Below are 24,356 nucleotides of genomic sequence, written 5' to 3' on the forward strand. Positions count from 1 at the left end.
GTGGGGGGAATGAAAATGGGCATTGATGTGGACATCATATTTAAAATAGCGGGTGTGGGGCTTGTTGTTGCATTTCTTCACACGATACTCGATCAGGTTGGGAAGAAGGAATATGCCCAGTGGGTGACACTATTCGGATTCATCTATATTTTATTCATGGTAGCTTCGGTTGTAGAGGATTTATTTCAAAAAATTAAATCTGTATTCCTATTTCAGTAAGGGGGGATTCGCGATTGAAATCATAAAAATCGTGTCCATTGCCCTGGTCGCCACCTTTTTGGCCCTGGTCGTCAAAGAGCAAAAACCAAATTTTGCTTTCCTGCTAGTCGTTTTTGTAGGCTGCTCCATTTTTCTTTTTTTAGCGGATAAAATATATGAAATCATTCTAATGTTAGAAAAAATTGCAGTTAATGCGAATGTAAATTCGGTATATCTAGAGACCATCTTAAAAATAATCGGAATTGCCTATATTGCTGAGTTCGCTTCTCAAATTACAAAAGATGCAGGGCAGGGATCGCTTGCTTCCAAAATAGAATTGAGCGGAAAAATCTTGATTCTGGCGATGGCGATTCCGATTTTGACGGTCATTATCGAAACGATTATACAAATGCTCCCAAGTTAACGGATTATTCCTACTAGTCAATGAGGTGAATGTATGAAGCAGCGGATGCCTTACTTATCCATTCTATTCGTTTTACTCTTTTTTTTGCATACATCTATTGGACAAGCTGCCGAAAATCCTGAAAATGGTGAAATCGATCAAGAACCAATCATGCAGTCTGAACTGGTACAAGCCCAAATAGAAAGACTGGGTGTTGATGAGCTTAAACAATATTGGGATGACATTGTCACGGAATATGGAGGATTCCTACCGGAAAGCCAGAAAGGAAGCTTCATGGATTTTGTAAGTGGTGATAAGAAATTCTCCTTTGACCAATGGATAAAGGGAATTATTAAATTCATTTTTCATGAACTGCTCGTGAATGGCAAACTGCTGGGATCACTCATCTTGTTAACCGTTTTCAGCATGTTCCTGCAGACTTTGCAGAACGCTTTCGAGCAAAGCTCGGTAAGTAAGGTTGCTTATGCAATCGTTTATATGGTGTTGATCATTTTGGCACTTAACAGTTTTCATGTCGCGATTGAGTATACAAAAGACACGATAGATTTGATGATTTCATTTTTAATGGCGCTGATCCCTTTGCTCCTGGCTTTAATAGCTGCTTCAGGTGGACTTGTATCAGCAGCATTCTTTCACCCGGTCTTAATGTTTTTAATGAATACCAGCGGCATCTTGATACAGTATATCGTCCTTCCGTTATTATTCTTTGCAGCGATTTTAAGCATAGTCAGCACACTGACCGAACATTACAAAGTGACACAGCTGGCACAACTTCTCCGTAACTTTGCCATCGGGATACTAGGGGCATTCATGACGATTTTCCTTGGTGTCATTTCCGTTCAGGGAGCATCCTCCGCTGTAGCAGATGGAGTGACGATCAGAACGGCCAAGTTTGTGACGGGTAACTTTATACCGGTAATAGGGCGCATGTTTACTGATGCAACGGATACGGTCATAAGTGCCTCCGTTCTTCTGAAAAATACAGTTGGCTTGTCAGGCGTCATTATTCTCTTGCTCATAACCACATTTCCCGCCATCAAAATCTTAATGATTTCTTTGGTCTATAAATTGGCAGCAAGTCTTTTGCAGCCTCTTGGTGGGGGGCCTGTAATAAAATGCCTTGATATTATAAGTAAAAGCATGATTTATATTTTCGCTGCCTTGGCCATTGTCTCACTCATGTTCTTTTTAAGTATCACCGTAATCATAGCCTCTGGGAACATTACACTGATGGTTCGGTAGAAAGGAGGAGGGCTAGGTGAGTTTTTTAGCTGGCTGGGTATCCAATATTATCGTATTTGTTTTGCTGGCTACTGTTATCGATATGCTTCTTCCCAATTCAGCTTTACAGAAATATGCCAAATTGGTGATCGGGCTTTTACTGATTGCGATCATCATCACTCCTATATTGGGATTATTCAATAAGGATTTCGACGAAATTCTGTCTGTGGCTACAAGTGAATTTGAAAGTCAGAAAAAAAAAGATTTAGGAAATTTGACAGAAATGAAGAAAAAAGAAATACAAGCTACCCAGGGTGCATATATTTTAAAACAAATGGCTGTTGACTTACAGGCAGAAGTAGAAGAGGAGCTGATGGTGGATTATAACATGAAGATTAGTTCTATTGATGTTGGAGTCAAGAATGAGGAAGAACCAAGCGTTGATGATTTGCAAAACATTACGATTTCATTGGAAAAGGCAGAAGTAAAAGAAGACTCGGAGATAGAGGCCGTAGCGAAGGTTGAAATTAATTCAAAGACACCGTCCTCTACCAATGTAGCCAATTTCGATGCTGTCAAAAGGTTTCTCGCAAAAAGTTGGTCTGTCGATGAAGAAATCATTGAAATCGCCGGGGAAAGGAAGTGACTGAGTATTGAACAAAGACAAAGGTCCATTATCCTGGCTGCAAAAACTATTAAATAAAGACCCTGACCAAAAAGAGCCTAAGGAAAAAAAACCTTCCCTGTATGTTTATGCTTTAATAGTAGTCCTTTTGGGAGCGGGAATTATGATGGTCGGGAATTTGTTAACCACCAACCAGACGGGACAAACACCTGAAGCAAAGACGGTTTTCAATAATAAACAGGAAGATGAGGGCAATGATGTAGAAACATTCGGCCAGAAGAATCAATCTGAATTCAAGACGACAAAAGATTATGAGATATATCTTCAGAATGAAATGAAGGAAGCGCTTGAATCCATCGCGGGTGTCAAGGACGTAAAAGTCGTAATCTACGTGGATGCATCCGAGAAAAAAGTATATGAAAGAAATAAAGTCACCCAAAAACAAGTCACCTCAGAAACTGACCAGGAAGGAGGCAAAAGGACGGTAGAAGATACATCGGTCGATGAACAGCTTGTTTTGGTCAAAAGCGGTGAAAAAGAAGGGCCGATCATTTCGGAAACAAAAAAACCTAGTGTGCGAGGAGTCCTGGTAGTCGCTAAAGGAGCCGAAAACATTCAAATAAAGAAGTGGATCGTCGAAGCTGTCACACGATCACTAGATGTACCAAGTCATAGGGTTTCTGTCATGCCTAAAAAATAAGGGGGAAAATCTACATGTTATTAAAAAAACAAACCGTTTGGTTATTGACTATGCTAAGTTTGGTCGTTGTACTTTCAGTCTATTATTTAACCGCTCCTGAAGAAAATGCCGCCGATATGACGGCGACCGAACAGAAGGAACAGGCAGAGAATAAAACAGAAAGTAAAACCGAAAGCAAAGCGGACACAAAAAGTGAAAATAAAAGTGGAAAAGAAACGTCCAAAAATGCAGAAGGTTCTTCTGTAACCATTGCATCAGGGGATGAGTTCGAATCGTTAAGGATGCAGATTGAAGATGAACGGGCAAAGCTGAATGAAGAATTGACAGCAAAGATGGGCAACACAGACCTTTCCGCTGAAGAAAGAGACGAGGCTTATGCGAAAATCGAACAATTAAGTGAAACGAAAGTAAAAGAAAATATCATCGAAAACTTAATTGTGGCCATGGATTATAATGCAGCACTGGTTCGAGTGGATGGAACGGATGTAAAGGTAAGTGTCAAGGCTGATAAACAAACTAAAACAGAGGCCAACAACATTATCCGCCTCGTAAGAAAAGAAGTGAGCGATGCACAAAATGTAGTGGTCGATTTCCAACCTGAAAAGTAAACTCACCTATAGTAAAAAAGAGCTGATACACAACAGATCAGAGCTGAAAAAAACTTGAAGGTCCCTCTTTATAAAAAAAAGGGGTCTTTTTTATTTGTATTTTTTCTAATATCATAAAGGCGGGAAACTTTAGAGGAAAAGTTTTTTTATGCCAAATGATATGGTGAACTCAAATAGAAATGGTGATTACACTTCTCCTTAATATTTCAAAAAAGTAATAATAGTAGGGGTTTTTACTGTTTTTCCAATCGGAATTGGTAAATTTCAAGGCGAAGTGCTATGGGGTACAAGATGAAAAAAATTCACAATATTATAATAAAGGTGTAAGATAGAAGTATGGATATCAAGTTCCAACTAATCTATCATTGAATTTGCATAAGCTAATATTGTATGATGTTAGAAGCTGGTCATAAACTTTTCAATTCTTTAAAGGAAACAATATTTTGATAAAGTGAAATATCTGTTATAATACAGATGAGGTATGCATTCAGTTTATTTGCAATCGTATGGAAAAAGCGGCTCGATTGTGCAGAATTGGACAAGTTATGGATAAGCTACGGGTAAAGGATTACATAAAATATCATTGCCTCAAAAACTCATATTAAATTAGACAAGGGGTGCAACAAAATGAAAGTGCAAGAAATTCGTGAAATTATTAAGCTAGTCGATCAATCCAATATCAGTGAATTCGTTTTTGAAAATGAAGGAACGAAAATTAAATTGAAAAAAACAGAAACGGGTACAGTATTACACCAAGCAGCTGCTCCAGAAGTTGTTCAAGCCAATGCAGCAGTAGAAGTCAAGCCCGCAGCGGCCCCTGCCTCTGTAGTGCCGAAAGCTGTTGAACCTGCTAAACCGGCTGCAGCCGTCACTGAACAGGAAAATTTACATAAAATCACTTCTCCAATGGTAGGGACATTCTACCAATCTCCAGCACCGGATTCACCTGCGTACGTAAAAACAGGTGATAAAGTAACGGGAGATTCAATCGTCTGCATCGTGGAAGCTATGAAACTTTTCAATGAAATCGAGGCTGAAGTAAGCGGTGAAATCGTTGAAGTCCTTGTAAAAGAAGGTCAACTTGTGGAATATGGTCAACCATTATTTTTAGTAAAGCCGGAATGAGGAGCTGTTTCTAAATGATTAAAAAGGTATTAATTGCCAATCGTGGGGAAATTGCTGTCCGAATCATCCGGGCATGCAAGGAATTAGGAATCGAGACTGTTGCGGTCTATTCGGAAGCAGATAAAGAAGCATTACATGTTCAAATTGCGGACGAAGCATATTGCATCGGTCCTAAATTATCAAAAGACAGTTATTTAAATACAACGAACATCATCAGTACAGCCAAGAAAACGGGATCGGATGCGATTCATCCTGGATATGGATTCCTTGCTGAAAATGCCGATTTTGCTGAGCTATGCCGAGAATGTAATATCATTTTCATCGGTCCAAGCCCAGAAGCCATCAATAAAATGGGAACAAAGGACGTAGCAAGGGAAACCATGCGCAAAGCTGATGTACCGATCGTTCCAGGTTCTAAAGGCATAATCAAAGATACGGATGAGGGTGTAGCCCTTGCTAATGAAATGGGCTATCCAGTCATCATCAAAGCAACTGCCGGCGGTGGCGGTAAAGGTATCCGCGTCGCAAGGACCGAAGAAGATCTCATTAAAGGCATAAGCATCACGCAACAGGAAGCCGCGACTGCATTTGGTAATCCAGGTGTGTATATTGAAAAGTTCATCGAGGACTTCCGTCACGTTGAAATTCAAGTCATGGCTGATAATCATGGTAACGCGATCCATTTAGGAGAGCGTGATTGTACGGTTCAACGACGTTTGCAAAAACTTGTTGAAGAAACTCCATCTCCTGCACTTGATGGTGAAATGCGTGCGGAAATGGGACAGGCTGCAGTAACGGCTGCCCTTGCCGTTAACTATTCAGGTGCCGGTACAGTTGAATTTATTTATGATTATGTGAATAGAAAATACTACTTCATGGAAATGAATACACGTATCCAGGTTGAACACCCAGTTACAGAAATGGTAACGGGCGTGGATTTGATTAAAGAACAGATCAAAGTTGCTTCAGGAGAAAAACTATCACTTTCACAAGCAGATGTCACTTTTAATGGCTGGTCTATCGAATGCCGGATCAATGCGGAAAATCCAGAAAAGAATTTTATGCCATCGGCAGGTAAAATTCACATGTATTTACCGCCAGGAGGCTACGGAGTACGCGTAGATTCTGCTGCATACCCTGGGTACTCGATACCGCCGTATTACGATTCCATGATTGCTAAATTGATCGTCCATGCACCGACGAGAGAAGAAGCGATTGAGAAGATGAAACGCGCTTTAGGTGAGTTTGTCATAGAAGGTGTCCATACGACAATTCCTTTCCATATTAAGTTACTTCAGCATGAACAATTTGTTTCCGGAGAATTTAATACCAAATTCCTTGAAATATATGATGTAATGAACTCATAATGTAAAGGAAGACAGGAGGTGCTTTTGAATGAGTGAAATGGAAGGCCAATTACTCGAAATGAATGATTATAATAGTGGACTGGGCAAAGTGGAGATTGCGCCTGAGGTGATAGAAGTAATTGCGGGTATAGCTGCATCGGAAGTTGAAGGTGTTGCACATATGCGCGGGAATTTCGCTACAGGTGTAGTTGAAAAGCTTGGTAAAAAGAACCACGGTAAAGGCGTGAAAGTGGACTTAACGGGAGAATCCATCAAAGTGGAACTTTATTGTGTCATGAAATTTGGTGTCTCAATTCCGAAAGTCGCTCAGGAAGTGCAAGACAACATTCGCGAAGCTTTGTTGAATATGACCGCTATCGACGCGGGTGAAGTGAATATTCATGTAGTGGGCATAGCGTTTGAAAACGCGAAACAAGAAGCGGATTACGAACAAGAAGTGTAAGTGGCATCATTCGATTCACACCTGCAAAAACCCGGCAAAAAGCCGGGTTTTTGTTTTTTTAATGTATACTCGCTGATACACCGCTTTTGGAACCTGCTTATAATATTAAATTTAAATGAACATAATAAGGCGGTGTCTGGAAGTTTCCCTTTAATTCAAGGGTGATTTCTGTTAGAGTGTAAAAGGTGAAATATGAGCATGAAAGCTAGGCATGAGCTTTTTGACACTTTTTTTATTGGCCGTTTAACTAAGAGGAGCATCCTGGGGATTGTTGTCTGCAAAAATCCAGATGTTTGAGGTTTTTGGCCATTGTTTTAATGAGATTGAGCTTGATTATGAAAGAATTCAGCGAAAATCTTAATATTTTCGAAAAAATGTTATTTAATGTTCGTTTGTTCTAGCATTTTCATATATAATAGTAGATGTTAAAGGAGTAAGATTATGAAAAGAAGAGTAGCCCGTGAAAAATCCCTTCAAGCACTATATCAAATAGATATTGCCAAGTCGAATGCAGAAGAAGCAATGGAAAGCGTACTGGATGGTGCTCCTACTGATGAATATTTCAAGAATTTAGTAATGGGGATAACGGAAAATCGTGAACAACTTGATGGAATGATCAGGGACAATTTAGAGAACTGGACGCTGGAAAGACTGGCGAACATTGATCGGAATTTGCTGCGGATCGCGGTTTATGAAATGGTTCACAGTGAAGATGTTCCTGTAAGTGTTGCAATGAATGAAGCTATTGAAATTGCTAAGAAATTCGGTGATGATCAATCGAGCAGCTTTGTAAATGCCGTTTTATCCAAAATAAAGGTGAAAATCGGCAGCTGAAGCTGCAGCCTTGAACTTGGATTCTCTCAGCAATTTCTTTAGCAAAAATCAACTTGGGAGGAATATACACATGTCAGCTCAAATCATTAATGGTAAAGAAATTGCAGAGGCAGTTAGACAGGAAATCAGTAAGGAAGTTCAACAATTACGTGAAAAAAACATCGTTCCGGGTTTGGCTGTAATTCTGGTGGGCGATAACCAAGCATCACAAACTTATGTGCGCAATAAGCAAAAAGCTTGTGAGGATTTGGGCATGCATTCTATATTAATTAAAAAGCCTGCGGAACTCTCTCAGGAGGAATTAATTCAGAACATTGATGAATTAAACCAGGATGACAGCATTCATGGTATATTGGTGCAGTTGCCATTGCCTGGACATATTCAGGAAAAAGCGATCATTGAAGCGATTTCCCCTGAAAAGGATGTTGATGGATTCCATCCGATTAACATCGGGCGGATGATGACGGGCCAGGATGCTTTTTTACCTTGTACGCCTTACGGGGTAATGGTGATGCTAGAGCATATCGATTATGACCTTGAAGGTAAGCATGTGGTCATCGTAGGCAGGAGTAATATCGTCGGAAAACCAGCCGGACAATTGTTTTTGAATGCGAACGCAACCGTAACATATTGCCATTCAAAGACAAGGGACCTTGCTTATTATACCAAGCAAGCAGATGTCGTTGTGGCAGCTGTCGGAAAGAGGGACACGATCACGAGTGACCATATTAAAGAAGGTGCCGTTGTCATTGATGTTGGAATGAACAGGAATGATGAAGGAAAGCTTTGCGGTGATGTGGCGTTTGATGATGTGAAAAATAAGGCTTCATACATTACACCAGTTCCAAAAGGTGTTGGTCCCATGACAATTACAATGCTTATGAAAAATACGGTCAAATCTGCTCAAAAAACATTGAACAGGATTAGCCAGCACTAAAAAGCTGAAAAAACGTTAAATTATTTTAAAGAAGCGGACCTCTTGTTTTATAATAACGGGAGACCGCTTTTTTCCATGCATAGATTTAATCAAGTTTTAAGTGTAACCTATAGGTGAGCTTTCTTTATATCCGATTTCCGTCGGAAGGAGACAATATATGAGCAACCAACAATATTTGAGCGTGTCGGCTTTGACGAAGTACATTAAAAGGAAGTTTGATGCCGACCCCCATTTGCAAAATGTATACATAAAAGGCGAAATATCTAATTTTAAACAACATACAAGCGGACATATGTATTTTACGCTAAAGGACGAGAAGGCCCGCCTCCTCTCCGTTATGTTTGCCGCTAATAACAAAGGGATGAAATTTCAACCCGAAAATGGAATGAAAGTCCTTGTAAAGGGTGATATTTCATTATACGAAGCGGGCGGACAGTATCAGCTTTATGTGAAAAGCATGGCCCCGGATGGTGTGGGGGATTTGTATCTTGCTTATGAACAGTTGAAGAAAAAGCTAGAGGCGGCCGGTTTGTTTTTGTCCGAACATAAGAAAACGATTCCACAGTACCCCAAGACTGTAGGCGTCATTACATCTCCGACCGGAGCTGCACTAAGGGATATCTTGACAACCATTAAGCGGAGATACCCAATTGCCAAAATCATCGTGTACCCAGCTCTTGTACAAGGGAATAATGCCGCTAAATCGATTGCTAAGGCAATATCAAAGGCTAACGCAAGGGCGGAGAGCGATGTACTCATTGTCGGAAGGGGCGGTGGGTCGATCGAGGAGCTATGGGCCTTTAATGAGGAGATAGTGGCTGAATCGATCTATGATTCTGATATACCGATAATTTCTGCTGTCGGACACGAAACCGATTTTACAATTGCTGATTTCGTCGCTGATATGCGTGCTCCGACACCAACTGGGGCAGCAGAGCTAGCGGTTCCTCACCTGAATGAAATACTCGAACGTCTGATGAACCGTAAGAATCGCTTGACCCGCTCCATTCGTGAAGGAGTGAATTTTGAACGGACCCGATTGACAAGGATGGAAAGATCGTATGCTTTCCGCTATCCACATAAAATGTATGAACAGAAGCTTGAGCAACTAGATAAGACGATGGACAGGTTAGGGAAAACAAGCACGCGATATTTCGTGAAAAAGAGAGATGAGCTTAAGCAGCTGAACGATATTCTGAAAAAGCAGCATCCTGAACAAGCGGTGAAAAATTCAAAAGATGAATTGCAGCAGCAGGAAAAAGGTTTGAGGAGGGGCATGGAAGCCATCTATCGGCAGAAATCTCAGCAGTTCGTTCATCTTACTGCCACTTTGTCAGCTCTCAGCCCATTAAAAATCATGGAACGGGGCTATGGATTGGTTTTTGCTGAGGATGAGACGTTAGTGAAAAGTACACAGCAAGTATCAAAAGGGGATAAAATAGCCGTTTCCATAAAAGATGGAACGCTTGAATGTGAAATTAAAGAAATAAAGGAGCGAATTGAACCATGACAAAAAAACAGGAAGCTACATTTGAAGAAGCAATGGAGAATCTTGAGAAAATCGTAGAACAGTTGGAAGAAGGCGATGTGCCCTTGGAAGAAGCCATTTCCATTTATAAACAAGGAATGGATTTATCAAGGCTTTGCCACTCCAAGCTTAAGGCGGTTGAAGATCAGTTGACTCAAATCTTACGCGAAGACGGGGAACTTGAAAACTTCGTTGTACAGGAGGAAGAATAACATGGGTACTGCGTCTTTTGAAATGTTTTCTAAAGAATATAAGGCGATTATAGAACGGGAAATCGTGGAATATGTCAATAAACTTAATGCGCCGGCAGTGGTCAAAGAAGCCATGAACTATTCATTGGAGGCAGGCGGTAAACGGATTCGCCCGTTATTGGTCTTTGCGGTTCTGGAGGCCTTTGGGAAAAACTTGAGGATGGGGATTCCTGCAGCGGCTGCCATTGAAATGATCCATACATATTCTTTGATTCATGATGATCTTCCGGCGATGGATGATGATGATCTCCGCCGCGGAAAACCGACGAACCATAAAGTGTTCGGAGAGGCGATAGCGGTACTGGCAGGTGATGCTCTCCTTACATATAGCTTTCAATTGGTGACGGATATGATTGATCCCGAGGTAACGGCTGAAATGAAACTGGACCTTGTAAGTGAAATTGCTAAGTCTGCCGGAGCCGAAGGGATGGTTGGAGGTCAAGTTGCCGATATGGAAGGTGAAAATAAACAGTTGACCCTTCAGGAATTGGAATATATCCATGAACATAAAACAGGGAAGTTAATGACTGCAAGCATCCTTTCCGGTGCTATATTAGCCGGAGCGAATGAAGAACAGCATCTGCATTTACGGGACTTTGCATACCACCTGGGGCTTGCTTTTCAAATTCGGGATGATATTCTGGATATTGAAGGGTCAGTCGAGTTGATCGGCAAGCCGGTTGGCAGTGATGTAGGAAATCACAAAAGCACATATCCTTCTTTACTTACGCTTCAAGGGGCGAAGGAAAAGTTGGAACATCATGTTGGACTTGCTCATGCCGCGTTAGGAAAAACAAACTTACAAACGGGTTTGTTGAATGAACTAACTGATTTAATAGCGAACCGTAACCATTGATTTGTGGCTAAATTTGTTATCAATTGAGGTTTTATGGTATACTCATTGTGCAAAAATATGTGAAAATCAACATGAATTTTTTTATTGAGATACGTGATAAAATAGGTATATTAAGCCGCCGAAATCACCTGGGTGTTGGCGGCTATTTTTTAACTTAAAACCAATTTTTCGGTCAAGTCTTCCATAGCCCTCTTTCATGAGGCTTTGTCTATGCTTACAACCGAGAATGACAGAAAGTGAGTGGTCCTGTTTGGATCTTCTATCTATAAAAGACCCTTCTTTTTTGAAGAAGATGAATAATGAAGAACTAGTCGAGTTAAGTGCCGACATACGTAAATTCCTTGTGGAAAAATTATCGGTTACCGGTGGGCATATTGGTCCCAATTTAGGTGTAGTTGAATTGACTATAGCCTTGCACAAAGAATTCGACAGTCCGAATGATAAAATTTTATGGGATGTCGGGCATCAATCATATGTCCATAAAATCCTGACTGGCAGAGCTGGAGAGTTTGATACCTTAAAGAAATATAAAGGTCTTTGCGGCTTTCCTAAAATGATTGAAAGCCCTCATGATGTTTGGGAAACCGGTCACAGTTCCACTTCCCTTTCAGCTGCAATGGGAATGGCAGCTGCACGTGATATCAAAGGTGAAAAAAGTTTTATTTTACCTGTAATCGGGGACGGAGCCCTTACAGGTGGAATGGCGCTTGAAGCTTTGAATCATATCGGGGATGAAAAAAAGGATATGATCGTTATCCTGAATGATAATGAAATGTCGATTGCCCCTAACGTAGGTGCCCTGCACACGATTTTGGGAAGATTGAGGACAGCGGGTAAATATAAATGGGCAAAAGATGAGATGGAGTTGCTTTTGAAAAAAATCCCTGCAGTTGGAGGGAAACTTGCGGCTACTGCTGAACGGTTGAAGGACAGCATGAAGTACTTATTGGTCTCGGGGATCTTTTTCGAAGAACTCGGTTTCACATACCTTGGACCAGTCGATGGTCATAATTATGAAGAACTGTTAGAGAATTTAAGATATGCCAAGAAAACGAAGGGGCCCGTTCTGCTGCATGTCATCACGAAAAAAGGAAAGGGCTATTCCCCGGCCGAGTTGGATACAACCGGGAATTGGCATGGGACAGGCCCATACAAAATCGAGACAGGCGATTTCGTGAAATCCCCTAGTAAAGGTCCTGCTTGGAGCGCTCTTGTAAGCGATACGGTCAGCAGACTCGCACGTGAAGATGAGCGGATTGTCGCGATTACCCCTGCAATGCCCGTAGGTTCGAAATTGGTTGGCTTTTCACGAGAGTTCCCGGAGCGTTTCTATGATGTAGGAATTGCCGAGCAGCATGCTGCCACTTTTGCAGCCGGATTGGCAACGCAAAAAATGAAACCATTCCTTGCCATTTATTCAACCTTCCTGCAAAGGGCGTATGACCAAGTGGTGCATGATATATGTCGTCAGAATTTAAACGTATTCATAGGGATTGACCGTGCCGGATTGGTTGGTAACGATGGCGAAACGCATCAAGGCGTTTTTGATATTGCTTTCTTACGCCATATTCCGAATATGGTTTTGATGATGCCGAAGGATGAAAACGAAGGTCAGCATATGGTCAATACGGCCCTAAGCTATAATGATGGCCCGATTGCTATGCGTTTCCCTCGTGGTAATGGTTGGGGAGTGGTAATGGATACCGAATTGCAGCAGATACCAATCGGTTCATGGGAAGTTTTGAAAGAAGGAACGGATGCTGCCATCTTAACTTTCGGCACAACGATTCCAATGGCTCTTGAAGCGGCAAAACAGCTAGAGAAAGAGGATTATTCCGTTAAGGTGATCAATGCCCGGTTCATCAAGCCATTGGATGAGAACATGTTGAGCAGTCTCCTTGGTGAGAAAATGCCTATCTTGACTATAGAAGAAGCGGTTCTTCAAGGTGGCTTTGGCAGTTCTGTACTTGAATATGCTCATGATCAAGGGTTCTATGGGGCTATTATCGATCGCATGGGCATCCCTGATTATTTCATTGAACATGGCAGTGTCGATGAACTTCTTGAAGAAATCGGTTTAACGACTGAGACCGCCATTAAAAAGATTAAAATGATAACACTCAAAAAAGAAAAAAGGGCCTGACAATATGAAAGTAATGAAAGAAAGAGTAGATGTATTACTTGTAGAACAAGGATTGGCCGATACACGTGAAAAAGCGAAGCGTATGGTTATGGCCGGTCTTGTCTACGCGAATGAAGAGAGGTACGAAAAACCGGGGGAAAAAGTTCCGGTCGATCTCGAATTTACGATCAAAGGTAAAGTTATGCCTTACGTTTCAAGAGGTGGACTTAAACTTGAGAAGGCCTTAAAAGAATTCGACTTACAGGTGAACGGGAAAATCCTCCTAGATATCGGATCCTCGACAGGGGGATTCACGGATTGCGCCTTGCAAAATGGTGCCACCATGTCCTATGCACTGGATGTAGGCTATAATCAACTTGCCTGGAAGCTTAGGCAGGATGAGCGGGTAAAAGTAATGGAACGGACCAATTTCCGCTACGTTACACCCGCTGACCTGGATGGGGAGATGCCAAACTTTGCAAGCATTGATGTTTCGTTCATCTCGCTCACATTAATTTTACCGGTGCTAAAAACCCTGCTTGTTCCGAAAAGCGACGTCGTTGCCCTAGTTAAACCGCAATTCGAAGCCGGGAAGGATCAAGTGGGTAAAAAGGGGATTGTTCGCGATCCCAAAATCCATAAACAAGTGTTGGATAAGATCATTTCCTTTGCAAAAAATGAAGGCTACGATATTTTGGATGCCTCCTTCTCACCGATCACCGGCGGCGATGGAAATATTGAATTTTTGCTTCACTTATACTGGGAAGGGTCAAAAGAAGATGGAGCAATATTGCTTTCGAAAACGATTGATGACATCGTTGGAGAAGCCCATGCCCAGTTTAAAAAAGAATAGCTGGAACTTTGTATGGCTCCTTTGGCTGATTGGTTGGCTAAAAGGAGCTTTTTACCTTTAAATGAGGGTTGTAAGCACTCGAATGATTTGAGGAAGCTACACAGGTAGGTAAGAACAAAAAATAGTCTTGTTATGCAAATTAGAGAAAAAGTTGTACAATTGCATAAAAATCCGATAACATTAATATTAACCACTTATGAGAGCGGTCTATTTGCACGTACGGATGAACCGAAGCAATCCCATATTGGTCAGCCTGCCTAAGCATGTTATGAAATGGATAATTTTTATAATTAAATGAGCAACAGTTGAGAAGAGGTGCTTCTACTTATGAATAAAGGACAACGACATATAAAAATAAGAGACATTATAACGAACAACGATATTGAAACCCAGGATGAACTGGTTGAAGAACTGAAATTTGCTGGGTACAATGTAACTCAAGCCACAGTATCAAGGGATATTAAAGAGCTTCACCTTGTAAAGGTTCCGTTAACGGATGGAAGGTATAAATACAGCTTGCCTGCCGACCAACGTTTCAACCCACTTCAAAAATTAAAGAGAATCCTGGTTGATGCTTTTGTACGCATCGATGCGGCCAATAATTTGCTGGTTATGAAAATGCTCCCTGGTAATGCACAGGCGATCTGTGCATTAATTGATAATTTAAATTGGCAAGAAATACTCGGGACGATCGGCGGCGATGATACTTGTTTAATTATCTGCCGTTCTGAGGAAGATGCAAAGATCATTTCCGGCAAATTCTTGGACATGCTCTAATAATTTTGTGAGGTGACCTAGTTTGTTAACAGAACTATCGATTAGGAATTTTGCGATCATAGATAGCCTGTCCGTATCTTTTGAGAAAGGCTTGACTGTCTTGACCGGAGAAACTGGGGCAGGGAAATCAATTATCATAGATGCCGTTCATCTTTTGGTTGGGGGACGTGGCTCGGCAGAGTTCATTCGGCATGGTGAGTCGAAGGCCGAAATAGAAGGATTATTTCAGATTGAAGATGAGTCGCATCCCGTCTTTGCTAAGGCAGTAGAATTTGGCTTGGATATGAATGATGGGATGGCCATTCTTCGAAGGGATATCTCACTCAGCGGCAAAAGTGTATGCAGGGTAAATGGTAAACTTGTAACGATTGCCATTTTACGCGAAATAGGACGGACACTGATTGATATTCATGGTCAGCATGAACATCAGGAATTAATGGATGAACGACTGCATCTTCCGCTGCTGGATCAGTTCGGCGGTGAAAAAATTGCCTCGGCACTCACTGAATACCAAAAACTATATAAACGTTATGAAACCGCTTCTAAACAATTGAATGGTTTAAGCCAAAATGAACAGCAAATGGTCCACCGCCTTGATTTGATTCAATTTCAATTCGATGAAATCCATAAAGCTGATTTGAAACTTCACGAAGATGAAGAATTGATGGAAGAGCGGAAAAAAATTAATAATTTCGAAAAAATCCATGAAGCGCTGCAAACCAGTTATAATGCTTTAAATGGTGAGCAACATGCAATTGATTGGCTTTCCGTAGCCATGAATAACCTGGAGGAAGCGGCAGGGCTTGATGAGGGATTAAAAAACAGCTCCGAGACCGTTTCAAATAGTTACTTCCTTCTTGAAGAGGCAGTGTCGAACATCCGGGATCAATTGGACTCTTTGGATTATGATACCGAACGTGTTGAATTCATTGAAAGTCGCCTTAATGAAATAAATCAATTAAAACGTAAATACGGGAGGACCATCGAGGAAATCCTGGAATATGGTGCTGGTATCGAAGAGGAAGTTGAAAAACTGCAAAATAGGGAAACCCATATTGCGAAGCTTGAAAAGGAAATAAAATCGATTAAGGCTGATTTAATTGTTGAAGCAAAGAATCTGTCTGATCTTCGTCAGACATTCGCTTTGCAGTTAACAAAAAAAATTCATCAGGAATTAAAAGATTTATACATGGAAAAAACAATTTTCGAACCACATTTCCTTCAAACGGCTTATACTTTCGATGAGTTGTCAGATCGGGGCATTAATCAAACAGGCCTGGATAATATGGAATTTTATATTTCCACCAATCCAGGAGAACCGTTGAAACCTCTTTCTAAAATTGCATCGGGTGGAGAGTTGTCGAGGATCATGTTGGCTTTGAAAAGCATTTTCTCCAAGCATCAGGGCATTACGTCCATTATTTTCGATGAAGTGGACACCGGTGTAAGCGGACGGGTTGCGCAATCCATTGCCGAAAAGATCTATAAAGTGGCAACGGGATCTCAAGTGCTGTGCATATCCCATCTACCACAGGTGGCAGCAATGGCGGATACTCACCTTTTCATTGCGAAAAATGTGAAGGCTGGGCGGACGAATACCTCTGTTAAACCACTTATAGAAACGGAAAAAATAAAAGAAATCGGCAGGATGATTTCAGGTGTCGAGATTACGGACTTGACGAAGCAGCATGCCAATGAATTAATTCAGCTGGCCAAAAGGCTGAAGATCACATCTTGATAGGCTCACAAGAAGATTATTTAAACTTCTCATAAGCATTCATTGTAAAGCTATCCAAAAACGGATAGCTTTTATTTTTTGCTCCTGTTATAAATGACTGTCATGAGGGCTAAATTAAAGGTGTAGCCATAAAGTTTCAGAGAGCGAGGAGAGTGAATGGATTGAAATTTTTATGGATAAACAGGATCATCGGTGGAATTCTCCTTGTTTCGCTATTAACATTAGGGTTATACCAGCCATCTCGTGAATATTTTTTAATTCCAAATCATCTTGTACTATTTGAAGGAAGTCAATATAGTATTTCCAAATCATTACCTGTTTCTGCAAAAGCTTCGGGATCAAGTGATGGGATTTCGCTTCATGATGAACAAGCTTCGATAACGCTAGGTGCCGAGAAACCAGGTACGAATGAAGTTTTACTTGATGTAGCAGGCCTGCCTGCCAAAAAGGTTGACATTAGGGTGTTAAAAGACTTTAAAGTCATGCCTGGAGGACAATCCATTGGCGTTAAGCTTAATACTCTCGGAGTGCTCGTAGTAGGTCATCATCTTATTGATACTACACAAGGGAAAAAATCACCAGGAGAGAAAGCGAAAATTGAAATTGGTGATATTATTACAGAAATCAATGGTCAGACGATAAAGAAGATGGGGGATGTAACCCCTTTTGTTCAGCAGGCAGGTGAAAAGGGAGAAGCGTTGAATCTTGTCATCAATCGGGATAATGAAGTGCTTCATAGTACCCTTTTACCTTTAAAAGATAAGAATGAAGGAACATACAAATTAGGTTTGTATATCCGTGATTCGGCAGCTGGTATCGGAACGATGACGTTTTATCACCCGGATTCAAAAAAATATGGGGCATTGGGACATGTCATTTCCGATATGGATACAAAAAAGCCGATTGTTGTAAAGGACGGGCAGATTGTTCAATCGACAGTCACTTCCATTGAAAAGGGAAGCAATGGTGATCCGGGAGAAAAATTGGCACGCTTTTCTTCTAATAAAGAGAAAATAGGAAATATTAATCGCAATAGTCCCTTTGGGATTTTTGGGAAATTAAATCAAGATTTTAAAAACGGGGTTAATGACAAGGCACTCCCCATCACCCTTTCCCATGAGGTAAAGGAAGGACCAGCAAAGATCCTGACAGTGGTGGATGGTTCTAAAGTAGAGGAATTCGATGTGGAAATCGTCAGTTCCATTCCACAAAAGTTTCCTGCGATCAAAGGAATGGTCTTAAAAGTGACGGATAAAGAATTGCTTCAAAAAACGGGTGGGATCGTTCAGGGTATGAGCGGCAGTCCTATCATACAAAATGGGAAATTAATCGGTGCAGTCACCCATGTATTTGTTAATGATCCTACTAGTGGGTATGGAGTCCATATCGAATGGATGTTAAACGAAGCCGGTATTAATATATACGACAAAGATAATTATGAAAAGGCAAGTTGAAGAAACCGGGTATCCCTTTGGATGCCCCTTTTTAATGGGGAGCGGTGATTGGCAATAATAATGTTCTTTTAAGGGTTTGGCAATGGTTTAATAAAAAATAGAGGATTTTTTGAAACGATGTGATAAAATGATAACGAAATGAAGATTTTTCGACAATCGGTTTATTCGAATAGCAAACGAAGTCGAAAACAAGAGATATCCGGAGAATAATATTGAATTCCTTATATTTTTTCAAAAATAAAAGGAATTTAGTTTCCATTGTCGAAAAGTTCAATTACAATAGAATTTAGTCATATAGAAAAAAAGACCAATTGTAGTTGAGGAGGAAATCAAGCGTGAAAAAAATTAAGGTGTGCGTTGTAGACGATAATAGAGAACTTGTTGGCCTTCTGGAAGAATACATTTCAGCACAGGAAGACATGGAAGTGATTGGGGTGGCACATAACGGACAAGATTGCCTGGGGATGCTTGAAAGCGTTGATCCGGATATATTGATCCTCGATATTATCATGCCTCATTTAGATGGGTTAGGTGTACTTGAAAAACTTCGTGAAGTAAAACGGGGTGCTATGCCTAATGTAATTATGCTTACTGCCTTTGGTCAAGAAGATGTCACGAAAAAAGCAGTTGATTTGGGCGCGTCTTATTTTATCCTGAAGCCTTTTGATATGGAGAATCTAGCCAATCATATTCGTCAGGTGAGCAGTAAAGGCCAGGCTGTTTTAAAAAATCATAGTCAATTTAGCTATCGTCCCCAAAATGAACCAAAGCCGAAAAACCTCGATGCCAGCATCACAAGCATCATTCACGAAATTGGAGTGCCTGCACATATTAAGGGCTATTTGTATTTAAGGGAAGCCATATCCATGGTGTACAATGATATTGAACTATTGGGCTCGATCACCAAAGTTTTATATCCGGATATCGCCAAAAAATACAATACAACGGCAAGCCGAGTTGAACGTGCGATCCGACATGCAATTGAAGTGGCCTGGAGCCGTGGCAATATAGAATCCATTTCATCTTTATTCGGTTATACGGTCAGCATGACTAAGGCTAAACCTACAAATTCCGAATTCATAGCAATGGTTGCCGATAAGCTTCGCCTTGAACATAAAGCATCTTGACAGGGGTAGGGGCGTTGATTTGACGGCAATTTGGACGGGAATTTAACCGTGAATTTATCGCCAACTCCGGTAAACCTTGCGGTGGAATACCAATAAAGACTGATCGTATTTGGCGGAAACTCGGCACACTACGAGTCAGTATATAGGAAAATTCCGCAGTCGTCCAAACTGGGCGGCTATTATTTTCGCGTAAGGGGTTGGTACTTATGTCCATCCGTAATCGATTGAATGTATTACGTCATGATCTTCGTATGACCCAAACGGAATTTGCCGCATTTATAGGGCTCTAAGCGTATATATCAGTGTAAGCGTTACGAAAGGAAGCCCACGAACCTACGCTCGACAATGCCATGCTAAATAGCGAAAGGCTCGGTATGACGGTAAACGAAATATTTTATAGGGAAAAATCATGACGTCCATTGCTGGGCGTTTTTTTTTATGCCTTTGCCTTTTCAACTCCGTTTAATTTTTTGTTAGGTCGCGACTTGGAACGTGTAAAAACGCTCAACCCTACGTTTAATATGTCCGATATGAAAACGGAGAAAGACAAAGACGTTCGACCGACTCTATACGTAAAAAAGCCCCGACAATTAGCGGATCACTCCGTAAGGTCGAGGATTTTTTCTTGAACAAACGAAAGTGCGATACTGCTGATTTAATTTGTCACCACGATGCTTTCAAGTGTTATATAGGTATTCAAACATAAATTATAGGGGATTGGGATAGTCAAGAACCTGAAAAGGGACCTAAATAGTCCCTTTTGTTTTGATTAATAAAATAATCGATGGGCTCGATTATACTGACTATCAAAAGTTTTCTTTGACAAATTCTGCTTCTTGTTCAGGAGTAAGAACTCCGGTAGCTTTACCAACATTTCCATTTTGGGCACCCCAAAGGTAGTTGTGATCTTCCACTATATTGTCGAAGTTTCCTTCTTTCCAGTTTCCTACGATCCTCAGTAATTCTCTTTTAAGTGTGAAGCCGATGTCAATATCTTTAATAAATGCATAAACGACATTGATGTTTTCAGGAGTCATCTCAAGGTTGTACCATTTTTCTTCAGAAATTACTTTTTGATGAGTCATACTATGCATAGTTTTCATCACGTCTTTTGCAGTTGAAGCCGGGCCAAGACCTAATTCATATAGAACTTGTTCATATTCTGAAGTTTGTTCTTCCATATCCTTATCTTTCTTATTTTTCCCCGAAACTTCCATAACAGCAATACCGGTATTTGGTTCATTATGCGTTGCTTCATACTTTTTAGCATTCTGCTGTAATGTTATTACCACTGCAAGAACTGCTGCAGCAACAATAATTGAAACCACTGACCATCTAAATTTATTCATGTTAAGTTCCTCCGAGTCATAGTTCAATTATTCACTCATCAATTACATCCTTTTATGGATAAGCTAACCAGTATTATATTAACATAAAATATTAACCGATAATCTTAAACAATTATGTAACCATAAAGAATACATATAAATTTTTTATCGGAAACCAATACAGAGTATCCTGAGACAACTGGTGACTAAATGAACAGGCGCATTGGCGATACACGTCCGTGTATGTAAAGAGAGCGACTGCAATTGTTCACTTCCCTGCTTATTATATAGACGTCCACGTGCATCTTCGTGTTGCCTTTTTCGAAAAGGTTTTCCGGTAAATGATATCGATGAAAATAATCTTCCGTTTCTTTTCATAAAATTGGGGATATAACGATTTTTGGGAGAGGTGGCAGATTTCATCATGACCTTAATCTTTGCTCATCGAGGCTCATCAGGTACCCATCCGGAAAATACGATGTCGGCGTTCAAAGAAGCAGCCCGTGTAGGAGCAGACGGAATTGAAACGGATGTCCAGCTCTCGAAAGATGGAGAAGTAGTCATCATTCACGATGAAAAGCTCGATCGGACGACGAATGCCTCAGGGTATGTAAAAGATCGGACCTTAATGGAGTTGAAAACTCTTAAAGCTTCCTCAAATTATAAAGGTAAATGGGGTAAAGAAAAAATTCCGACACTTGAAGAACTTTTGATATGGCTAAACAATAATCAGCTTTTTTGCAATATTGAATTGAAAAACATGCTTTTTCTGTATCCAGGCTTAGAAGAGAAAGTCATACGCCTCATCCGTACCTACCAAATGGAAGAAAGGATCATTCTTTCTTCTTTCAATCATTATAGCTTGGTTCATTGCCACCGATTGGCACCTGAAATGGAAACGGCACCGCTTTATAGGGATGGGCTGTACATGCCGTGGGTTTATGCCAAGGCAATAGGAGGGAGCGCTATCCATCCAAATATCCGGGTTGCCCCTGATGTCATTATTCGAGCATCGTTAAGAATGGGTGTTCCTGTAAGGCCCTATACCATTAATAAGGAAGCGGAGATGAAGCGATTATTCAATTTGGGATGCAGTGCCATCATTACCGATTTTCCTGAGGATGCGATACGGGTCAGAGAAGGACTTAAATAGAGATAATGAAAGAAGAAGGTGCCATATCTTACATGGCACCTTCTTTTTGCGCATTAAAATTTATTGAATCTGCTTTGAACCTTATTTTGTTTTCGATCTCGATGAAGGACGAAGCCGGCGATGAAGGCTATCCCGCCAATTGTGATAAGCAGGCCGATTAAAAATTGCAACCACAGGACTGGATAGGGAGGCTGTAAAATGCCGAACACCATGTCCCTCATTATTTTTATGCCATAGGCAGCAAATGCCCCGGGAATAAAAAGAATCAAAAAAGCGATTAAACGTTTCATGCGGTCAAATCCCTTCCGAAAATTCCGTCTTTTAAAAATGATAAAGGATATAGAATATTTGTCAAGTTTCGGGAAACTAGAAAATGACTGGAAGGCAATGACTGTTTTTAAGGGATATCAATATGGTAAAATGAGAGGGCGTGGAGTATGAAAAAAATTGCAGAGATGAATCTTTTAATGGGGTAAATAAATCATAAGGGGGATGGCTCATGCAAAAAGTCATGATAGTAGGGGGAGGAGTGGGAGGGACGACCGTGTTGAAACTCCTTTCGGAAAGCGAAGTATTCTCAATTGTTTGTATGGCTGATACGAATGGATCCGCAGAAGGGATGCTTGCAGCAAAAGAACGAAGGATTCCTACAGTGACTAATTGGAGCAAGGGATTGGATGGGGATTTGGATATCATTTTTGATACGACTGGAGATCCGTCTGTTTATAATAAGATAAAAAGGGATATGCATGATCAAACGATACTCATTCCTGGAAGTGTCGCCCACATCATGACGAAGTTGTTTGAAGAGAAAAATCGTTTAATAAATAAATTGGAGAATGCTTCGGCAAAAATGGACCTGATCCTGAATACGACCAGTGAAGGGATGGTGGTGATTGATCAGGATGGATTCATCATCATGTTCAATGATAGTGCCGAACGAGCATCTGATATAAAACGCAGGGACGCGATTGGCAGACATATTAAAGATATCTTCCCTACAACTGGATTGCTTCGAGTGATGGAAATGAACAAAAAAGAAGTAAATCAGGAGATCACCATTTCTAATGGGATGGAACTCATAACGACAAGGATTCCTCTGGTAAATGCCGATAAGGAAATCATAGGGGCTTTTTCCGTGTTTAGGAATAAAACGGAAGCTGTACAATTGGCAGAGCAGATCACTGATTTAAAAGAGATACAGACAATGCTCCAGGCGATCATACAATCCAGTGATGAAGCCATATCTGTCGTGGATGATCAAGGGAGGGGACTATTGATCAATCCAGCCTATACGAGAATCACTGGCCTGACAAAGAACCAAGTGATCGGGAAGCCGGCGTCCATCGATATTTACGAAGGGGAAAGTATGCATATGAAAGTGCTACAGACGAAAAAGCCTGTTCGGGGTGTCAATATGCGTGTCGGGCCAAAACATAAGGAAGTGATTGTGAATGTAGCTCCAATCATTGTGGATGGGTGTCTGAAAGGGAGTGTTGGCGTCATTCATGATGTATCGGAAATTCAAGCCTTGACTCATGAATTGAATCGGGCAAGACAGATTATCCGGACATTGCAGGCTAAATATTCCTTTGATGATATAATAGGAGCTTCCGAAGAGATGAAGCTTCCCATTGAACAAGCGAAATTATCGGCAAGGACACCGGCTACTGTCTTATTGAGAGGGGAATCAGGGACAGGCAAAGAGTTATTTGCACACGCCATCCATAATGCAAGCGATAGGAAATTCAATAAATTCGTACGTGTAAACTGCGCGGCAATCTCGGAAGCATTACTTGAAAGTGAACTGTTCGGTTATGATGAGGGAGCGTTTACAGGCGCAAGCAGAGGCGGAAAGGTCGGTTTTTTTGAAGAGGCAAATCAAGGGAGCATCTTTTTGGACGAAATTGGTGAATTACCAGCGAACATCCAAGCAAAATTACTGAGGGTTTTACAAGAGCGGGAAATCATCAGAGTGGGGGGAACAAAGCCGATTCCCATCAATGTCCGGGTCATAGCCGCTACGAATATCAATCTTGAACAGGCAATAGCAAGCGGATCATTCAGGGAAGACTTATATTTCAGGCTGAACCGCATGCCAATTTTCATTGCTCCTTTACGAAAACGTAAAGAAGATTTAAGAGAATTGGCGGAGCATTTAATTCATAAAATCAATCAGGAGTATGGACGGAGCATAGAGGGAATCACTGCAGAAGCTATACATAAGATGCAAATCTATAACTGGCCAGGGAATGTGAGGGAACTGGAAAATATTTTAGGACGGGCGATCATTTTCATGAAATTGAACGAGACGATCATTGATGTACAGCATATTCCGGACTTTATCGAATCGATTCCAATAATACAGGAGAAAGACTCAATGGAGCCATCTGGCTACGTATCGGGCAGACCGCTCTCGGAGATAATAGACCAGTATGAAGCAAAAATCATTCAGCAAGCTATAAATACACACAAAGGAAATAAAACACTTACGGCAAAAGTGCTGGGGATTTCGGTTAGAAATCTATATTACAAAATGGAAAAATTCGAACTGTGAATATACTTGCATGCTAAAAATTGCACACTATGAAAAAAACTGCGTGGAATATTCTGATTTATTTTAATTTAAGTGTAAGTCCACTTCTAACATGAAATTTTTTTAAATCTGGTATAGGCTATAGTTGTTCA

General features: G+C 40.8%; 24 protein-coding genes. 22 read left to right on the forward strand and 2 right to left on the reverse strand.

Translation table 11 applies throughout. The features are described from left to right. Positions 1 to 15 precede the first annotated feature (15 nt). The 20 genes from spoIIIAC (at position 16) to spo0A (ending at position 19,187) form a co-directional block, all read left to right on the forward strand. Positions 16 to 219, forward strand: a complete 204-nt coding sequence (gene spoIIIAC / locus LQ203_RS06780; protein WP_034308319.1) for a stage III sporulation protein AC — start codon at positions 16 to 18, stop codon at positions 217 to 219. A 22-nt stretch (positions 220 to 241) separates the two neighbouring features. Continuing rightward, a complete protein-coding gene (gene spoIIIAD, locus LQ203_RS06785; RefSeq protein ID WP_230157089.1) occupies positions 242 to 622 on the forward strand; it encodes a stage III sporulation protein AD in 381 nt (126 codons plus the stop codon). A gap of 33 nt (positions 623 to 655) precedes the next feature. Continuing rightward, the gene (gene spoIIIAE, locus LQ203_RS06790) at positions 656 to 1,864 is read left to right on the forward strand and encodes a stage III sporulation protein AE (protein WP_230156790.1); all 1,209 of its coding nucleotides are present in this window, start codon (positions 656 to 658) and stop codon (positions 1,862 to 1,864) included. 16 nt (positions 1,865 to 1,880) lie between these two features. Then, positions 1,881 to 2,489: a stage III sporulation protein AF gene (gene spoIIIAF / locus LQ203_RS06795; protein WP_230156791.1), complete on the forward strand. Its 609-nt coding sequence runs from the start codon at positions 1,881 to 1,883 to the stop codon at positions 2,487 to 2,489. Positions 2,490 to 2,496: 7 nt separating this feature from the next. Beyond that, complete coding sequence (gene spoIIIAG / locus LQ203_RS06800; RefSeq protein ID WP_230156792.1) at positions 2,497 to 3,168, forward strand: stage III sporulation protein AG; 672 nt, start codon at positions 2,497 to 2,499, stop codon at positions 3,166 to 3,168. Positions 3,169 to 3,182: 14 nt separating this feature from the next. Then, entirely contained in the window at positions 3,183 to 3,776 is a 594-nt protein-coding gene (locus tag LQ203_RS06805) for a SpoIIIAH-like family protein (RefSeq protein WP_230156794.1), read from the forward strand. Between the two features lie 627 nt (positions 3,777 to 4,403). Continuing rightward, a complete protein-coding gene (accB, locus tag LQ203_RS06810) occupies positions 4,404 to 4,901 on the forward strand; it encodes an acetyl-CoA carboxylase biotin carboxyl carrier protein (protein ID WP_230156795.1) in 498 nt (165 codons plus the stop codon). A gap of 14 nt (positions 4,902 to 4,915) precedes the next feature. After that, complete coding sequence (gene accC / locus LQ203_RS06815; protein WP_230156796.1) at positions 4,916 to 6,268, forward strand: acetyl-CoA carboxylase biotin carboxylase subunit; 1,353 nt, start codon at positions 4,916 to 4,918, stop codon at positions 6,266 to 6,268. Between the two features lie 28 nt (positions 6,269 to 6,296). Then, positions 6,297 to 6,710 (forward strand): Asp23/Gls24 family envelope stress response protein, encoded by a 414-nt coding sequence (locus LQ203_RS06820; RefSeq protein ID WP_034308298.1) that lies wholly within the window; start codon positions 6,297 to 6,299, stop codon positions 6,708 to 6,710. Positions 6,711 to 7,151: 441 nt separating this feature from the next. Beyond that, on the forward strand, positions 7,152 to 7,544 hold the full coding sequence (nusB, locus tag LQ203_RS06825) for a transcription antitermination factor NusB (RefSeq protein ID WP_230156797.1): 393 nt from the start codon (positions 7,152 to 7,154) through the stop codon (positions 7,542 to 7,544). A 70-nt stretch (positions 7,545 to 7,614) separates the two neighbouring features. Next, positions 7,615 to 8,481, forward strand: a complete 867-nt coding sequence (gene folD / locus LQ203_RS06830) for a bifunctional methylenetetrahydrofolate dehydrogenase/methenyltetrahydrofolate cyclohydrolase FolD (RefSeq protein WP_230156798.1) — start codon at positions 7,615 to 7,617, stop codon at positions 8,479 to 8,481. A 157-nt stretch (positions 8,482 to 8,638) separates the two neighbouring features. Beyond that, the gene (gene xseA, locus LQ203_RS06835; protein WP_230156799.1) at positions 8,639 to 9,991 is read left to right on the forward strand and encodes an exodeoxyribonuclease VII large subunit; all 1,353 of its coding nucleotides are present in this window, start codon (positions 8,639 to 8,641) and stop codon (positions 9,989 to 9,991) included. Next, a complete protein-coding gene (locus LQ203_RS06840; RefSeq protein WP_230156800.1) occupies positions 9,988 to 10,221 on the forward strand; it encodes an exodeoxyribonuclease VII small subunit in 234 nt (77 codons plus the stop codon). Before xseA ends, LQ203_RS06840 begins: the two co-directional genes overlap by 4 nt. Position 10,222: 1 nt before the next feature. Then, a complete protein-coding gene (locus LQ203_RS06845; protein WP_230156802.1) occupies positions 10,223 to 11,116 on the forward strand; it encodes a polyprenyl synthetase family protein in 894 nt (297 codons plus the stop codon). Between the two features lie 250 nt (positions 11,117 to 11,366). Further along, positions 11,367 to 13,259 carry a 1-deoxy-D-xylulose-5-phosphate synthase gene (gene dxs, locus LQ203_RS06850; RefSeq protein WP_230156804.1) on the forward strand — a complete coding sequence of 631 codons (1,893 nt, stop codon included), beginning with the start codon at positions 11,367 to 11,369 and terminating at the stop codon, positions 13,257 to 13,259. Between the two features lie 4 nt (positions 13,260 to 13,263). Further along, the gene (locus tag LQ203_RS06855) at positions 13,264 to 14,091 is read left to right on the forward strand and encodes a TlyA family RNA methyltransferase (protein WP_230156805.1); all 828 of its coding nucleotides are present in this window, start codon (positions 13,264 to 13,266) and stop codon (positions 14,089 to 14,091) included. Positions 14,092 to 14,418: 327 nt separating this feature from the next. After that, positions 14,419 to 14,868: a transcriptional regulator ArgR gene (gene argR, locus LQ203_RS06860; protein ID WP_230156806.1), complete on the forward strand. Its 450-nt coding sequence runs from the start codon at positions 14,419 to 14,421 to the stop codon at positions 14,866 to 14,868. Positions 14,869 to 14,890: 22 nt separating this feature from the next. Further along, the gene (gene recN / locus LQ203_RS06865) at positions 14,891 to 16,606 is read left to right on the forward strand and encodes a DNA repair protein RecN (RefSeq protein WP_230156807.1); all 1,716 of its coding nucleotides are present in this window, start codon (positions 14,891 to 14,893) and stop codon (positions 16,604 to 16,606) included. A gap of 161 nt (positions 16,607 to 16,767) precedes the next feature. Next, positions 16,768 to 18,060, forward strand: coding sequence for a SpoIVB peptidase (gene spoIVB, locus LQ203_RS06870; protein ID WP_230156808.1), 1,293 nt, complete (start codon positions 16,768 to 16,770; stop codon positions 18,058 to 18,060). Positions 18,061 to 18,395: 335 nt separating this feature from the next. Next, a complete protein-coding gene (gene spo0A, locus LQ203_RS06875; protein WP_230156809.1) occupies positions 18,396 to 19,187 on the forward strand; it encodes a sporulation transcription factor Spo0A in 792 nt (263 codons plus the stop codon). A gap of 806 nt (positions 19,188 to 19,993) precedes the next feature. On the opposite strand, the gene LQ203_RS06880 is transcribed toward spo0A, so the two are convergent. Beyond that, positions 19,994 to 20,536, reverse strand: coding sequence for a DUF6241 domain-containing protein (locus tag LQ203_RS06880; protein WP_230156810.1), 543 nt, complete (start codon positions 20,534 to 20,536; stop codon positions 19,994 to 19,996). Positions 20,537 to 20,939: 403 nt separating this feature from the next. Here LQ203_RS06880 and LQ203_RS06885 point away from each other — a divergent pair, with 403 nt between their 5' ends. Beyond that, the gene (locus tag LQ203_RS06885; protein WP_230156812.1) at positions 20,940 to 21,668 is read left to right on the forward strand and encodes a glycerophosphodiester phosphodiesterase; all 729 of its coding nucleotides are present in this window, start codon (positions 20,940 to 20,942) and stop codon (positions 21,666 to 21,668) included. Positions 21,669 to 21,721: 53 nt separating this feature from the next. On the opposite strand, the gene LQ203_RS06890 is transcribed toward LQ203_RS06885, so the two are convergent. Continuing rightward, positions 21,722 to 21,958, reverse strand: a complete 237-nt coding sequence (locus LQ203_RS06890; protein ID WP_101222519.1) for a DUF2627 domain-containing protein — start codon at positions 21,956 to 21,958, stop codon at positions 21,722 to 21,724. 209 nt (positions 21,959 to 22,167) lie between these two features. On the opposite strand from LQ203_RS06890, the gene LQ203_RS06895 reads away from it, so the two are divergent. Then, the gene (locus LQ203_RS06895; RefSeq protein ID WP_230156814.1) at positions 22,168 to 24,225 is read left to right on the forward strand and encodes a sigma-54-dependent Fis family transcriptional regulator; all 2,058 of its coding nucleotides are present in this window, start codon (positions 22,168 to 22,170) and stop codon (positions 24,223 to 24,225) included. Positions 24,226 to 24,356 lie beyond the last annotated feature (131 nt).

Origin of the sequence: Peribacillus sp. Bi96 (assembly GCF_918698115.1) — a bacterium.
Classification (GTDB): Bacteria; Bacillota; Bacilli; order Bacillales; family DSM-1321; genus Peribacillus.